The sequence below is a fragment of the Bartonella chomelii genome, from assembly GCF_014138465.1.
Classification (GTDB): domain Bacteria; phylum Pseudomonadota; class Alphaproteobacteria; order Rhizobiales; family Rhizobiaceae; genus Bartonella; species Bartonella schoenbuchensis.
Map to the genome: position 1 here is coordinate 122834 of NZ_JACJIR010000003.1, position 15906 is coordinate 138739.

The following is a 15906-nucleotide window of genomic DNA, read 5'->3' on the forward strand; positions in this document are numbered from 1 at the left end:
GAGCTTTCATGAAGCCTGTCCTTAAGCCTATCCTTGCAAAAGATCTTCTTGCTTTACATAAACACGGGATAAAACATGGTTTTTTTACGCGTCAAGGTGGAGTTTCACAAAACCTTTATCATAGCCTTAATGTCGGCCAAGGTTCAAATGATTACCCTAAACATATTATGCAAAATCGCACATTAATCGCGAATTATTTTGATGTTGAGATAAAAAATTTGATCACTGTCAATCAAGTACATTCTTGTGACGTAGCCGTAATTGATCAAGCTTTTATCGGTGAATGTCCTAAAGCTGACGCTCTTGTTACAACTACAAAAGGTTTAGCAATCGGCATCCTTACAGCCGATTGTGGACCAGTTCTTTTTGCTGATCCGCACGCAGGTGTTATCGGTGCTGCGCACGCTGGTTGGCGAGGAAGCTTGAATGGAATTTTGGAAAAAACAATTTTAGCTATGGAAGAACAAGGTGCCAAACGAAAATCAATAACAGCAGTGTTAGGACCTTGTATTGGTCCCAGTCATTATGAGGTAACAAATGAATTTTATAACCAATTTATGAATCGTAGTAATCAATTTCAAAAATATTTTTTAAAAACAGATAAAAAAAACCATTTTCATTTTAATCTATGGACATTCATTATCGACCAATTAGAACAAGCAGGCCTCAATGCTTCTTGTCTAAAACTTTGCACTTATCAAGATGAGCAACGCTTTTTTTCCTACCGTCGTGCAACACATCGTAATGAATCTGATTACGGGCGACAGATTTCTGCTATCATGCTAGAAAATGAAAAATAAGTTTTTTACCTTAAAAACATATCATAACTACAAAATAAAATTTCTTATCCAAATGAAAAAAGGTACGCTCGATCATGTTTTGTTTGTTTAATGAAATAACTTATAAATTCATAAATTATGATAATTTAAAATCTTGTTTATGAATACTTGATTTGTCATAACTAATAGCAAAATAATTCTTTTAACCCATGCTAGATAAAATTATAATGTTTTTGTAATTGTTCCTTTGCAATCTGATAATAAAAAGTTAAAAGTTGTATCAGATTCTATCATGATTATTCAGGGGTTCTATCATGAAACTTTTCTGTGGCAATTCTAACCCACATCTTGCGAAAAATATTGCAAATTATTTAAACATCTCCCTAGGTGAAGCAACCGTCAAGCGTTTTGCTGATCAAGAGATTTTTGTAGAATTGCATGAAAATGTGCGCGGAGAAGATGTATTTGTTCTGCAATCAACCTCTTATCCGGCCAATGATCATTTGATGGAATTACTCATCATGATTGATGCCCTGCATCGTTCTTCAGCACGTCGTATTACAGCTGTTATACCCTATTTTGGATATGCTCGCCAAGACCGTAAACCTGGACCACGCACCCCTATTTCTGCAAAACTTGTTGCCAACCTGATTACTCAAGCAGGTGCTCATCGCGTTTTAACATTAGATCTTCATGCAGGACAGATCCAAGGTTTTTTTGATATTCCTACTGACAATCTCTATGCCGTTCCCGTTATTTCTCGTGATGTCAAAACGCGTTATTCTCTTGAAAATGTTATTGTTGTTTCACCCGATGTCGGTGGTGTGGTACGTGCACGCTCTTTAGCCAAGCGCTTAAACAGTTTACTTGCTATTGTTGACAAACGCCGTGAACGGCCAGGTGAATCAGAAGTAATGAACATTATCGGAAATGTAGCAGGAAAAGATTGCCTTCTACTAGATGATATTGTTGATTCAGGTGGCACTTTATGCAATGCAGCAAGCGCTCTTCTTAAGCATGGAGCAAATAGTGTTACTGCTTATATTACACATGGTGTTCTTTCTGGAAACGCTATTGAACGCATTACCAACTCAGAAATGAAAGAATTGGTCATTACTGATTCGATTATGCCAACAACAAAAATTGAACAAGCACATAATATACGCGTTTTGGCTATTGCCGACTTAATAGGAGAAGCGATTGCAAGAACAGCAGCAGAACAGTCTGTTTCAAGCTTATTTGATTAAAATAGTGCTTAGTTTTAAATTTTCTGACAGTTTTTTAAAATTGAAACCGGGAAATATCTGAAGTGTTTGCTATTAAATAAATACGGATAATGCAAAATTCACGCTTTTCCAAATAAAGCCAAAATTAGATAAATGGGTTTTCCTACAACTCTTGCATCTCTAAAGGGTTTGAATTATAGAATAAGCTTCTGCGTAGACACCCTTGGAGGCAACGCAGAATGGAGCTAATTGCTGCTTTGCAGTACATATCTTCATATTCATGCAAAAACTGCTAGTTGTTTTTGATGAATCTCCAATCATGTAAGAAGGATTTAACTATGAGCAAGAGTTATACTCTTAAGGCTGAAATACGCGAGCGGGTTGGTAAGGGGTCCTCCCGTGAACTTCGCCGCAACGGTCTTATTCCAGCAGTCATCTACGGTGACAAACAGCCCCCTTTGGCAATTGCAGTTTCTTATAAGGAAATTTTCTACAAAATTCATGCAGGTGGTTTTCGTACTACTGTTGCTACCATTGAAGTTGATAAAAAAAGAATTCAAGTTCTACCAAAGGATTATCAACTTGATCCTGTCCGTGATTTTCCTCTGCACGTAGATTTTTTACGTGTTTCAGAGAAATCAGTTGTGCATGTGAACATTCCTGTACATTTCCTCAATGAAGATACAGCACCAGGTATTAAACGAGGTGGTGTTTTAAATATTGTTCGCCATGAAATTGAATGTACTGCACCAGCAAATGCTATTCCTGAAGCAATTAACATTGATCTTTCTAGTTATTCTATTGGTGACTCTATCCATATCTCAGCCGTGCAATTACCAAAAGGTGTAACTCCGGTTATTCAGGATCGAGACTTTACCATTGCAACCATCGCAGCTCCTGCTGGTACAAATGTGAACGATAACTCAGAACAAGAGAGTGATGAAAACAATTAAAACCTTATAAATTTCAGTAGGTGGGGAGTTTTCCCACCTATACCTATTTTGAAATGTTTTGCTAATCATTTATACTTTATTGAAAGCGTATATGTTGCTCATTGCTGGTCTTGGCAACCCTGGTTTGTCCTACCAAAATAATCGCCATAATATTGGTTTTATGGCTGTTGATGCCATTCATAAGTCCTTTTCTTTTTCTCCATGGTCAAAAAAATTTCAAGCTGAAATTTCTAATGGTCTTATAAATGGTGAAAAAATTCTTCTTATTAAACCTCAAACTTTTATGAATTTATCTGGTCAAGCCATCAGCCAAACCTTGCGATTTTATAAACTAGAATTAAATAATTTTATTGTTTTTTATGATGAACTAGATTTACCTCCTGGGAAAGTACGCGTAAAAATTGGAGGAGGAAGTGGAGGACACAACGGCATAAAATCTATCGATAGCCATTGCGGTAATAACTACTGCCGTGTACGTTTGGGGATTGGACATCCCGGTTCCAAAGAATTGGTTCATCAGCATGTTTTAGGCAACTTTACAAAATCTGATCAAGAATGGTTACCTACTTTATTAGACACAATCGCGGATAATATTGCTATTTTAATAAAGGGAGATGCTAATCAATTCATGAACAAAATTTCATTGGTAATGGAGGAAAAAACTCGCGATAAAACATAATCTCTTTTAAGTAGATGCAATAACGAATAATTTTTTAAAACCTTTACATATGATACACTCTCTCTAAGGAGAGTGTTAATATCAAATATTTATCAGATAAAACTGCCCAAACCTATATGGCCATTTGAATTTGCAAGAAGCCATGTGACGAAAATTTATACTATATTTTATTATGGTTACAAAACCACCACACGTGAACCATTAGGAACACGGTCATAAAGATCAATAATATCTTGATTGAGCAAACGGATACACCCACTTGAAATAGCCTGGCCAATTGACCATTCTTCATATGAACCATGAATCCGGAAAAGCGTATCCTGACCATTTTTAAAAAGATATAATGCCCGTGCGCCTAATGGATTATCAGGCCCTGGCGGCATCCCTTTTCCCAAATGACCGTATCGTTCTGGTTCACGAGCCATCATTGCCGCAGTTGGAGCCCAAGACGGCCAGCGACGTTTATATTGTACAACTGCTTCACCTTTAAATTCTAAACCTTCTTTACCAACGCCAATGCCATAGCGCATAGCTTTTCCATTTTCACCAACAAGATAAAGAAAGCACTCTTGAATATCTACAACCAACGTACCAGCCGGATAAGAAGTATCGTAATCTACTTGTTTACGCAAAAATTTTGGATCAATTTCCGCAAGATCAATTGCAGGTAATGAATAAGGCTCATTCGTTATAGGCCCATATAAAGCCCGTAATTCTTCTGGAATGAAGCGAACTTGTTGAGAAGAAACAAAAGACTCACTTGGTTGATGTGTAGCACAGCCAACCAATACCAGAGCAACAGCCATTAAAAAAGCACGACGAGACAACAATTCCATATTTCCGCAATCATTTGATTTAATATAATTATTTGATTCTATAGTTTTCTATACTATAAAAAACTTAGCACACTGTTAACGTTAATCTATAATTTTATGATTATTAAAATAGGGAATGTTTAGGATTTGTCGATTAAAAAATGACAATTACTTGCTAAAATCATCATAATTATTTCAGTTTATCTTTTTTATCACCACAAAAAGCTGAAGACTAGAACTCTTCTTCAAACATGCTATAAAAACGCCAATAAAGTATATCTTAGTCATTATAAATAAATCAAAAGTCTAATTAAGAGAGAGAACCTATGGGTTTTAAATGTGGTATCGTCGGGCTGCCTAATGTCGGTAAATCAACCCTTTTTAACGCGTTAACAAAAACAGCTACAGCGCAAGCAGCTAACTATCCCTTTTGTACAATCGAGCCTAATACCGGTGAAGTTGCTGTGCCGGATCCACGAATGGAAAAAATCGCCTCTATTGCTGGTTCAAAAGAAATCATTCCTACACGTATTAATTTTGTCGATATTGCAGGACTCGTCCGTGGAGCTTCAAAAGGTGAAGGTTTAGGCAATAAATTTTTAGCCAATATTCGTGAAGTCGATGCCATTATCCATGTGTTACGGTGTTTTAAAAATGAAGACATTACCCATGTAGAAGGAAGGATTGATCCCGTTTCTGATGCTATAACTGTTGATACAGAGCTCATGCTTTCAGACCTTGAAAGTCTTGAACGGCGAATTATACAAGTCCGTAAACGTGCAATCGGAAAAGACAAAGAAGCTTTGGCAATCCTCCCTACAATGGAAGCAGCGTTAGAATTATTACAAAAAGGAGATCCTGTACGGTTATTACTTAAAAATATTTCCTCTGATGAACGACGTATTCTCCATGGTTTGAATCTTTTAACCTCAAAGCCTGTCCTTTATGTTTGCAATGTCAGCGAAAATGAAATTGCTCATGGCAATGATTTTACTAAAGCGGTAGAGAAAATAGCTGCAGAGCAAAACGCGCAAAGTATTATTATTTCTGTTTCCATTGAAGCTGAGATCGCTCAACTTTCTGATGAAGAAGCTATAGAATATCTCCAAGTCTTAGGATTATCTGAGCCTAGTTTGAATCGACTCATTCACGCTGGTTATCACCTGCTTGATTTAATTACTTATTTTACTTGTGGACCTAAGGAAACACGAGCCTGGACAATCACCCGGGGTACCAAAGCACCTCAAGCAGCGGGTGTCATTCATTCAGACTTTGAACGCGGCTTTATTCGTGCACAAACTATTAGCTATGAAGATTATATTACCTTAGGTGGAGAAAACGCAGCAAAAGAAGCAGGAAAAGCCCGTGATGAAGGTAAAGAATATATCGTACAAGATGGTGATGTTATGTTGTTTAAACACAATACTTAAATATCATTACCTCTTTAATAACTTAAAACACTTTTTACATAAAACTGTTTCCATATTCTCAACGAGTACTATTTGACAAAAACAGCCGCACTATAAGAGCGACTGTTTTATTCATCAAAGACAGAAATACAAAAACTAGCGTATCAAATAGTCTTTATATTTAAATTCAGGCATTTCTTTCAAAGCATTCTTTGTTACATTGACCATAAGCTTCCACTTACCATCATCACCTTTCATCCGGACTTTTTCTGGAGAAACAATAACATAATGCTCACCCATACCTAAAAAACCGCCAACGCTAATAACAATCCCATCGATATTATTCTGACGTAAAATAATATCTTTTACCTCACCAATTTCTTCATCTTCTATATCGTGTACATCCACACCAATAAAGTTTGAAGCAACAAAATTAGCTGTTGAAGGCGTAACATAACCTGTAACCATATCCGCCTTAACTCGTACAATACCTTCTGCCAAAATCTTTCCATTTTCAGAAGACGATGAAAATTGGGCATAAGCACTAGAAACCATTAAAATTGACGCAAGAGCAGTGATAGCAATTTTTTTCATTTTACATTCTCCATTTTTATTTTACATGCTCTCAATGCACGATAATTTGATTTGTTCCCTATGGGCTTTAAGATTGGCTTGTTCTATTTTTATGTGTTCCTTCAATTATGCGGTTTCTTTTTGAAAATTTTTATCTCAATCATGCTAAACTTAGCTTTTATAAGATAAACAGCACCTAAAATATTGAAAAGTAAAATAATATGAGAACTTGTTATCTTAAGAAGATCTTACGTATGGATTATCAGCTCAAATTTTAAAATAGAGATATTATGTATGATAATGTTTCATTGTTTCTAAAATTCTACTTTAAAAAGAAATACCCAAACATTTATCAAGGAAATGTATTTTCAATCAGTTGGATATACGTAATACCTTATATTCTTTGGAACATAAATTTTATTGAATATACTAAGAATATACACACACTCTCTCTATTTATTGTATATAGATAAAAGCCCGTGTAAATAACCCTCTCTAAAATTTAGAACAAACAGTTATTAAATATAAAAAACAACGCTTCTATGAATATATTTCTATGAAGAGTTGTATAGATCTTCTACAGAGAAATATGTAAAACCATATGGAACAGCGTATGCCACTTCACATCGCTCTTTTTCAACCGGATATTGCTGGTAATACTGGAACAATTTTACGCCTTAGTGCTTGTCTTGGCGTACACGTACATATTATTGAACCAGCAGGCTTTAATTTATCAGATCGTAACCTTAAACGAGCAGGTATGGATTATCTTGAACATGCCTTGTTAGAACGTCACATTGATTGGCAACATTTTATTGAAACTATGAGACATTTTAACCGCCGTCTTTTGCTTTTGAGCACAAAATCAAAAACATGTTATACAGATATACGCTACCAAAAAAACGATGTTTTACTTTTTGGCCGTGAATCAGCAGGTGTTCCTAACTACGTCTATGAAGCAGTTGATCATACATTAACAATTCCTATGCAACCACACGCACGCTCTTTAAATCTCGCAATGAGTGTAGCCATAACAACCGGTGAAGCTCTTCGCCAAATTGGTTACAATGAGATAGAAAATGTCTCATAAAAAAGCAGAGATTTGCTCATAAAAAACTTAGTTATTCCTGCTCAATTTTTTCTAATAACTCATTACGGTTCATTAAAAATCTGCTTTTAACCCAGATTTTTTCTAGCTCTTTAAGCTTTTGACCTAAAAGTGCTCCCTGAATTAAACCTTTTTTCATCAAATCTCTGCCACTTATAGGAAAAGTTGGAATCTGCCATTGTTGAGCCAAGTGATAAAGTTGAAGATAATATTCTGCTTTTTCTAAAATTTCGTCTTCATCTAAAATACCAGTACAGACAGATGCTAAGGATAAGGATAATTGATCTAAAACGGGCTGTCGACCATGAAAATAAATCAATTCTTTCACATAAACATCTGAACAGCTTAGATTGATACCCCCCAACTTTGCCCATTCTTTCAATCGCTTTTTCTCTTCATTAGACAAACGCAAACGATGAGCCATATCGTGAAGGCGTACAGGATCAGGAGGTAGTAAACTTTCTAACCGCAGCAATGGATCTGCTTTCCAACCAAGGATACGCTCTATTTTTACAAGTGGGTGGATTGCATCAATACCCCATTTTTCTGTTTCAGGTAAAATGAGTGTTAAAATACCGCTTTGACGCATCCATAAAAGAGCACGTGTTGGATCTGAAGCAGTAAGAAGTTTTTTCATCTCTCCCCAAACACGTTCAGGTGAAAGTTTGTGCAGACCTTGTTTTAAATAAATGCATGCTTTCAACCCTTGCGCATCAGGCCGCCCTCCCCCATACCAAGCAAAAAAACGAAAAAAACGTAAAATACGTAAATAATCTTCACAAATACGATCCTTCGCGACACCTATAAAACGTATCGTTTTGCTTTCAATATCGTTCAAACCTCCCACTTCATCATAAAGCTGACCAGATGCATCACAATAAAGTGCATTGATAGTGAAATCCCGTCGCTGAGCGTCCTTTTTCCAATCTCGACAAAAAGCAACTTTTGCATAGCGACCATCTGTTTCAATGTCAGAGCGAAGAGTTGTAACCTCATAGCAACATGACTCTATAACAACTGTCACTGTACCAAAGTCAACACCTGTAGGAATAGCTTTAAATCCTTCCTTTTCTACGCGCTTTATAACCTGCTGTGGCAAACAGGTCGTAGCAATATCAATATCGCTAATGGGTTGATTTAAAAGCTGATTACGTACTGCACCACCAACAATACGTGCTTCTTCACCATTCAACGATAAAATACGAAGAAGTGTTTGAATATGGCTGTGTTGCAACCAGTCAACTTTTTTGAAATTTTGTGGTATGCTCATCCATTCAACCTTTTGAACAAATTCTTAATGTTTCCCTCCACTTAGGTAGTCTTATTGCAATGATAATTTGTAATACATTTCTCATAAGTTATAATTCCTGCCTCATTAATGCACTTCTCCATCTGTGCACGAATTAAAAAAACAGCTTATCATGCTTCTTTTTTCTTCATTTTCTGCTACAAATTATAAATATTTATTATCGTATAAAAGAAATTATTACTTTGCGACAACTGTTTTAAGGAAACAATATGAGTCAAGATGATACGTTATCTAATACCATCAAAAAGACTAGTATAAATAAAGATAGCCAATCGATCGTTGATGATATTGATGCAGCGTATAAAGAATTAGCTACTCTGCAAAAAGCAATCGACAAAGTTATTTTTGGTCAAAGCCACGTGATTGAATATACCTTAACGGCCATTTTGGCCGGGGGGCACGCCCTTCTTGTTGGTGTTCCAGGGCTTGCTAAAACACGTCTTGTTGAGACATTAAGCCTTGTTTTAGGGCTTGATGGAAAGCGCATCCAATTTACACCAGATCTAATGCCATCAGATATTATCGGTTCTGAAATTATGGACTTGGATAAAAATGGTAAACGCTTCTTCCGTTACATCCAAGGCCCTGTTTTTGCCCAACTTCTTATGGCAGATGAAATTAACCGTGCTTCACCGCGCACTCAATCAGCTCTTTTGCAAGCCATGCAAGAATATCATGTAACTATTGCCGGCACTCGTTATGATTTGCCAAAACCTTTTCATGTATTTGCAACACAAAATCCGCTCGAACAAGAAGGAACCTATCCACTTCCTGAAGCACAACTTGATCGCTTTTTGATGCAAATTGATATTGATTATCCCGATCTTACTACAGAACGGCGTATTATTTTAGAAACAACAGGTCAAAAAAGCCAAACTGTAAAACCAGTTCTCTCGACCAAAAAACTACAAAAAATTCAAACAATCGTCCGCAAAATACCTATTTCTGAAAATGTTGTTGAAGCCATTTTGAAACTAGTGCGTTCGGCTCGTCCAAATGAAGATAATTCCTTTGCAAATACTTATATTGCTTGGGGACCTGGCCCTCGGGCATCACAGGCCCTTTCACTTTGTGCTCGCGCCCGGGCTCTTTATCACGGGCGTCTATCCCCCTCACTTGATGACGTTAAAGCGTTAGCTTATCCCGTATTACAACACCGCATGGCACTTAATTTCTCTGCACGTGCTGATAATATAACCACCAAAGATATTATCGCTAAGCTTGTGAAAGATGCTCTTTAATGGCTATTGGAAAAAAAGTCTCTAAGAAAAATCCACTGTCGTTTATTGCAAAACTGCATAAAGACGTAGGAAATATGCCCCATCTTCTTTTACAAGCACGCCTCATTGCTAATACACTAATGGCTGGCTGCCATAATCAACGTAAACGTGGCAATGGAGATAATTTTTGGCAATTTCGCCTATATGTCGAAGGGGAATCTACAACACATATTGATTGGCGTCGTTCTGCACGTGATGAACACACTTACTTACGTGAACGCGAATGGGAAACGGCCCAAACATTTTGGATCTGGCCCGATCAAAGTGCTTCCATGCACTATTGCTCACGCTTTTCCAAAATCTCTAAAGGTAATCATGCCATTATTCTTTCCCTTGCACTGGCGACACTTCTTGCACGAGATGGTCAATATATTGCTATTCCTAATTTAATGACTCCCACTATGACATCTAATATAGCAGAACGCATGGCAATAGCTTTAACAAATCACCAAACTGAAAATTCATTTCCAGATTTCTCGGCTATTACCCGCTTTTCACAAGTCATAATAATTAGTGATTTTCTTGATCAGCCTGAACAAATCATTCAACATTTAAAAATTTTGGTAGCAAAACAGGTCAATGCACATCTAATTGAAATTGCCGACCCTGCAGAAGAGAGCTTTCCTTATAAAGGACGTACAGAGTTTTTTGATCCTGAAACCAAACAAAAGCTTCTCTTAGGAAAAGCAGAAAACCTCCGCAAACATTATTGCAAACTCTACCAAGAAAGACGGGAAGAATTAATAAATTTCTGTTCACACCAAGGATGGAGTTACCATGTGAGCACAACTGACCGACCTTTAAAAGAAACCATCTTGCAACTTACAAAGAGAATGAATGCCTCTTCACCTCATACAGGGAGGGCAATTTGAGTTTTGAAGCTCCCCTAGTTTTGCTCGGACTTTTGGCACTACCAGTTATTTGGTGGTTGTTGCGCACAACACCTTCCACGCCTCATAAAGAGCCTTTTCCTCCCTTACGCTTCTTGCTTAAACGAATTAATCAGCAAGAAACAGCCAACCATACACCTTGGTGGTTGTTATTGCTACGGCTCTTTATGATAGCATTAATTACTATCGCCTTAGCGCGCCCTATATGGAACCAAAATCCTGTTATTTTTTCCGGATCTCAACCGCTAGCACTTATTATTGATAATGGATGGGCTTCCGCTGAAGAATGGAAAAAACGTATTATTGTTGCAAAATCCTTACTTGTACAAGCAGAAAAACATAAAAAAGACATTTATTTACTTGCAACAGCTGAAAACAACACCCAAGAAATTGGCCCCTTTTCTGCAGAAGTTGTAAGACAACATTTAATACATCTGCAACCTCAACCCTGGCCTGTCAATCGCTTGCAAGCATTTAAAAAACTTATTGAAAAAACTGGCGAAAAACCTCTTGATATTGCCTACTTAAGTGATGGCTTACAAACAAACGAAGATAAAGAAGTTTTCACTTTCATTGAACAATTAAAGCCTAAAACACTCTTATGGTATTCAGCTGATATTTCTCACTTGATCGGCATAACAGGTATAGTCAATAATGATGGAAATATCGCAGCACGTGTTATTCGCGCAGCCACTCATGATAAGTCTACGACGACATTAAGCCTTTATGATTTAAAAAGTCAGCTTCTTGGGCGTTTTACAGCACACTTTCATGAAGGAGAAACAACAGCTCTTGTCCCCCTTAATTTACCGCTTGAATTACGCAATGATATTGCATGGATAAAAATTGATAACCATGCTCAAGCTGCCGCAACTTTTTTAATTGATAGCCGTAACCAAATAAGTCGCGTTGCTCTTTTATCACCAAGCGTTAATGAAATGGTGCAGCCTTTATTGTCTCCACTTTACTATGTCATCAAAGCATTGCAGGAACATGCACAGATTATAACAGCTGGCGGAGGAGAGCTTTCAGTTGATATTGATCACTTACTCAAACAAAACCCGTCTGTTTTCATTATGGGTGACATTGCTCATATGTCAAAAGCAGCAGAAAAAAAACTATCTAATTTTGTCAATAAAGGGGGAGTGCTTATTCGTTTTGCTGGGGAGAATTTGAGTTCTACAGAACAATATGACAGTTTACTACCTGTACCACTGCGTTCTGGTGAACGTTATCTTGGAAGCACTATGTCATGGGCTAAACCACAAAAATTAGCACCTTTTGCAAAAAATAGCTTTTTCTTTGACCTTCCTTTTCCAGAAGAAGTTACTGTTTCACGTCAAATCTTAGCAGAACCAAGCTCAGATCTTTTTGAAAAAACGTGGCTTAGTCTTGCTGATGGCACCCCCCTTCTCACAGCTACTAACTATGGAAAAGGCATACTCATTTTTGTCCACATTGCGCCTGATCCTACATGGTCAAATCTTCCGCTTTCTGGATTTTTTGCGCAAATGTTACAAAAGCTTACCACGCTTCGTGTACATGACCAGGAAACCCCTATACAAACACAGACAACAACGACACAAAGCCCTTGGCGAACATTAAATGCTGATGGTCAATTACAGATACCCTCCCTTCATATTGCACCACTTGTTATTAATGTACAAAAACCACCTCTTCCATCCTATGATACCCCACCTGGATTTTACGGTTCTAAAAATAATCTTTATGCATTGAATTTATTAAATCATTCATCACGTTTAATAAAACAATCGCCATTACCTGCCTCCTCAGGCAATGATCCATTATCTTATGATACACAAGAAAAACATTTTGCTGGACCACTTTTAGGGCTGGCTAGCCTATTTTTAGCCCTAGATAGTTTTTTAGTTTTATGGATGGGAGAAGCTTTTCTTTTTAATCGACGAAGTAATATGTTCCTCTTACTTCCCTTGATAACAAGTTTTATCGTCTTATTGTCTTATCCACCAACCACTCATGCACAAACCCTAGAAAAGCATGACGAAATCATGGTGCAAGCAGCTGGTGCCACCCACCTTGCTTATGTTGTGACTCATAATCATGAAATTGATACAACAAGTAAAAGTGGCTTGGAAGCACTCAGTCAATTTATCTCAGAGCGCACAATGCTTTCACCCGGTTCTGTTATAGCGCTTGATCTTGATAAAGATGAACTTTCTTTCTATCCTCTCATTTACTGGCCTATTGACGCTGATGGCCCCATGCCAACGCAAAAAAGCCTTGAAAAAATAAATGCTTTTATGAAACATGGTGGTACAGTTTTATTTGACACCCGTGATCAAATAAGCGCCAATCTGAACCTTGAAGAAACTGCTACCCCAGCCACACAAAGATTGCGTGCCATTTTAAGCGGATTGAATATCCCAGCCATTGAACCAGCATCAGCTGATCATGTTATTACTCGTTCTTTTTATATTATGCCTGATTTTCCTGGACGCTATCGTGGCTCACCTTTATGGGTTGAAGCATCATCAATAAATAAAAAAAATAAAAACTCTATTGCTACTGGCGATAATGTTAGTTCTCTTCTTATCACTGCCAATAACTTCGCTGGTGCTTGGGCGCTAGATGAGAAAGGTACATGGAAATACCCACTTGTCCCCAATGACCCTATGCAACGCCTATGGGCATTTCGTGCAGGACTGAATATTGTCATCTACATGCTCACAGGTAATTATAAAGCCGATCAGGTTCATGTTCCTGCATTGTTAGAGAGCTTTAACAGAAAAAAAAGTCAATGATACCATCGATCACTTTTCAGTCTCTTCTACCCATCTCTTGGCTTCTTTTTTTAGGAGGACTTCCCACCTTTTTTATTATTATTGGCCTCATTACGAAGCGCCCCGGAGCTTTGTTGCGTCTTATAGCATTGAGCTCAATTATTCTTGCTTTGCTTAATCCAATGATAATAAAAGAAGAGCGCCAACCTGTTAAAAGCACTGTGGGTATTGTAATTGATCAAAGCGAAAGTCAAACATTTGGTACACGTGCAGACGATAGTCACAAAGCACGCATACAATTAACAAATGAACTATCCCGCTATCCACAATTTGAGCTGCGTTTTATTGAAGCTGGAAAACTTTCTGAAAACCATTATGCACCATCAACAAATTTATTTAATGCTCTAACACAAGCTATAGCTGATATACCCCCATCTCGCTATGCAGGAACAATTTTGATCACAGATGGACAAGTGCATGATATTCCAAAATTATCAGAACTTCATGATAGTGCACCAATTAATGCTCTTATAACAGGGAGAGCCAATGAATTTGACCGTCAAATTAAATTTATTTCTCCTCCCCGCTTTGCTCTTATCAATAAACCACAAGTACTTTCCATTTTGGTAGAAGATAAAGGCCAACCTCAAGAAGCTATACCAGCGCAAGCAAATATTTCTATAAGCGTTAACGGTCAAGAAGTTGGCCATTATTCTGTAACCCCTGGTATTATTTTTCAAACTGAAATCACTCTTCCTCATGCTGAAAAAAATATCATTCAAGCTACAACTGATACTTATGAAGGTGAATTAAGCTTCGATAATAATCGCGCCATTGCTGTTATTGAAGGAATTAGAGAAAATTTGCGTGTTCTTCTCATCTCAGGTGCACCTTACAATGGTGAACGTACATGGCGTGATCTTTTAAAAAGTGATTCCAATATTGATCTTGTTCATTTTACTATTTTGCGTCCACCTGAAAAAGCAGACAATACACCTTTGAGCCAATTGTCACTTGTTGTTTTTCCTACAACCCAGTTATTTGTTGAAGAAATCAATAATTTTGATCTTATCATTCTTGACGGCTTCCAACATTCCAATGTGTTGCCATTGATTTATTATGATTATATTGCTCAATATGTACAAAAAGGTGGTGCATTACTCATAGTAACAGGGCCTGAATTTGCTAATGAACAGTCACTTGCTAAAACACCTTTAATAAGTGTTCTACCAGCATTACCAAATGGTGCTATTATTCAAAAACCTTTCCGCCCTACATTAACCAAAGAAGGTGAACGTCACCCTGTTACGCGAGATCTTGCTACCCCTACCCACCCAGCTTCTCAATGGGGGCGATGGCTACGACAAATTGCAATTCAAAACACAAACAAAAGTATTCCTATTATGAAAGGAGCTGATGAACAACCGCTTTTGCTTCTTTCACATACTGGTAAAGGTCGAGTAGGTATGTTGCTTTCTGATGAAAGTTGGCTGTGGGCACGAGGTTTTGAAGGGGGTGGGCCTTACGCTGCTCTTTATCGCCGCATTGCTCATTGGCTCATGAAAGAACCAGAACTTGAAGAAGAAAGATTAAGTGCTGTAAATGATCATCATCATTTAACAATTCGTCGACAAACACTTAAAGAGCAGCCAGAGCCAGCCGAAGTAATCTTCCCTTCTGGCAAAAAACAAAAGATCATTCTCACAAAAGAACAAGAAGGTGTTTTTACAGGAACTGTAAATACTGATGAAACAGGAATCTTTACCATCCACAATGGTGATCAAACAGTACTTTCTTCTATAGGTGTACTCGATAGTCTTGAATTTTCTGATTTAATTTCAACAGAAGAAAAACTAGCCCCTATCAGCCAACATACTGGTGGTCATGTAGTACGTTTGCATCATGAGAAAAAAGATGGCATTCACCTTCCCCCCATTAAATTGATTCAAACGAAAACAAAATCAATATCTCCTCGTGCTCAATCAATTGTTCTGAAAGAAGCAACAGAAACCCGTTTGGTTAATGCCTCATATTTTCCAATCTTTTCTGGATTTTTAGCTCTAATTACCTGCTTTTTACTACTCAGCAGCATGTGGTATCGTGAAAATCACTAAAAATTCTAA

The 15906-nt window shown here is 37.4% G+C and carries 13 protein-coding genes; 10 read left to right on the plus strand and 3 right to left on the minus strand.

The window, feature by feature from the left end:
- Window positions 1-8: 8 nt before the first annotated feature.
- From pgeF to pth, 4 genes are all read left to right on the plus strand, one after another.
- Window positions 9-800 carry a peptidoglycan editing factor PgeF gene (gene pgeF, locus GGR10_RS04845; protein WP_182480174.1) on the plus strand — a complete coding sequence of 264 codons (792 nt, stop codon included), beginning with the start codon at window positions 9-11 and terminating at the stop codon, window positions 798-800.
- A gap of 293 nt (window positions 801-1093) precedes the next feature.
- The gene (locus tag GGR10_RS04850) at window positions 1094-2026 is read left to right on the plus strand and encodes a ribose-phosphate pyrophosphokinase (protein ID WP_007476780.1); all 933 of its coding nucleotides are present in this window, start codon (window positions 1094-1096) and stop codon (window positions 2024-2026) included.
- Between the two features lie 317 nt (window positions 2027-2343).
- Complete coding sequence (locus GGR10_RS04855; RefSeq protein WP_078689986.1) at window positions 2344-2958, plus strand: 50S ribosomal protein L25/general stress protein Ctc; 615 nt, start codon at window positions 2344-2346, stop codon at window positions 2956-2958.
- Between the two features lie 91 nt (window positions 2959-3049).
- Window positions 3050-3637: an aminoacyl-tRNA hydrolase gene (gene pth, locus GGR10_RS04860; RefSeq protein WP_182480175.1), complete on the plus strand. Its 588-nt coding sequence runs from the start codon at window positions 3050-3052 to the stop codon at window positions 3635-3637.
- A 176-nt stretch (window positions 3638-3813) separates the two neighbouring features.
- Here pth and GGR10_RS04865 read toward each other — a convergent pair whose 3' ends face one another.
- Window positions 3814-4467, minus strand: coding sequence for a L,D-transpeptidase (locus GGR10_RS04865; protein WP_246316846.1), 654 nt, complete (start codon window positions 4465-4467; stop codon window positions 3814-3816).
- 311 nt (window positions 4468-4778) lie between these two features.
- On the opposite strand from GGR10_RS04865, the gene ychF reads away from it, so the two are divergent.
- Entirely contained in the window at window positions 4779-5882 is a 1104-nt protein-coding gene (ychF, locus tag GGR10_RS04870; RefSeq protein ID WP_182480177.1) for a redox-regulated ATPase YchF, read from the plus strand.
- Between the two features lie 135 nt (window positions 5883-6017).
- Here the strand turns inward: ychF and GGR10_RS04875 are convergent, their stop codons facing one another.
- The gene (locus GGR10_RS04875; RefSeq protein WP_182480178.1) at window positions 6018-6455 is read right to left on the minus strand and encodes a PRC-barrel domain-containing protein; all 438 of its coding nucleotides are present in this window, start codon (window positions 6453-6455) and stop codon (window positions 6018-6020) included.
- Between the two features lie 592 nt (window positions 6456-7047).
- Here GGR10_RS04875 and GGR10_RS04880 point away from each other — a divergent pair.
- Window positions 7048-7524, plus strand: a complete 477-nt coding sequence (locus GGR10_RS04880) for a tRNA (cytidine(34)-2'-O)-methyltransferase (protein WP_182480179.1) — start codon at window positions 7048-7050, stop codon at window positions 7522-7524.
- 31 nt (window positions 7525-7555) lie between these two features.
- Here GGR10_RS04880 and GGR10_RS04885 read toward each other — a convergent pair whose 3' ends face one another.
- Window positions 7556-8812 (minus strand): CCA tRNA nucleotidyltransferase, encoded by a 1257-nt coding sequence (locus tag GGR10_RS04885; RefSeq protein WP_182480180.1) that lies wholly within the window; start codon window positions 8810-8812, stop codon window positions 7556-7558.
- Window positions 8813-9060: 248 nt separating this feature from the next.
- Here GGR10_RS04885 and GGR10_RS04890 point away from each other — a divergent pair, with 248 nt between their 5' ends.
- Genes GGR10_RS04890 through GGR10_RS04905 form a run of 4 tightly spaced genes read left to right on the plus strand, consistent with a single transcriptional unit; the run spans window position 9061 to window position 15897 of the window.
- Window positions 9061-10092 (plus strand): AAA family ATPase, encoded by a 1032-nt coding sequence (locus GGR10_RS04890; protein WP_078689993.1) that lies wholly within the window; start codon window positions 9061-9063, stop codon window positions 10090-10092.
- The gene (locus GGR10_RS04895) at window positions 10092-11003 is read left to right on the plus strand and encodes a DUF58 domain-containing protein (protein ID WP_182480181.1); all 912 of its coding nucleotides are present in this window, start codon (window positions 10092-10094) and stop codon (window positions 11001-11003) included. Before GGR10_RS04890 ends, GGR10_RS04895 begins: the two co-directional genes overlap by 1 nt.
- Window positions 11000-13804: a DUF4159 domain-containing protein gene (locus tag GGR10_RS04900; RefSeq protein ID WP_182480182.1), complete on the plus strand. Its 2805-nt coding sequence runs from the start codon at window positions 11000-11002 to the stop codon at window positions 13802-13804. Before GGR10_RS04895 ends, GGR10_RS04900 begins: the two co-directional genes overlap by 4 nt.
- On the plus strand, window positions 13801-15897 hold the full coding sequence (locus GGR10_RS04905) for a hypothetical protein (RefSeq protein ID WP_182480183.1): 2097 nt from the start codon (window positions 13801-13803) through the stop codon (window positions 15895-15897). The genes GGR10_RS04900 and GGR10_RS04905 overlap by 4 nt, the downstream gene beginning before the upstream one ends.
- Window positions 15898-15906 lie beyond the last annotated feature (9 nt).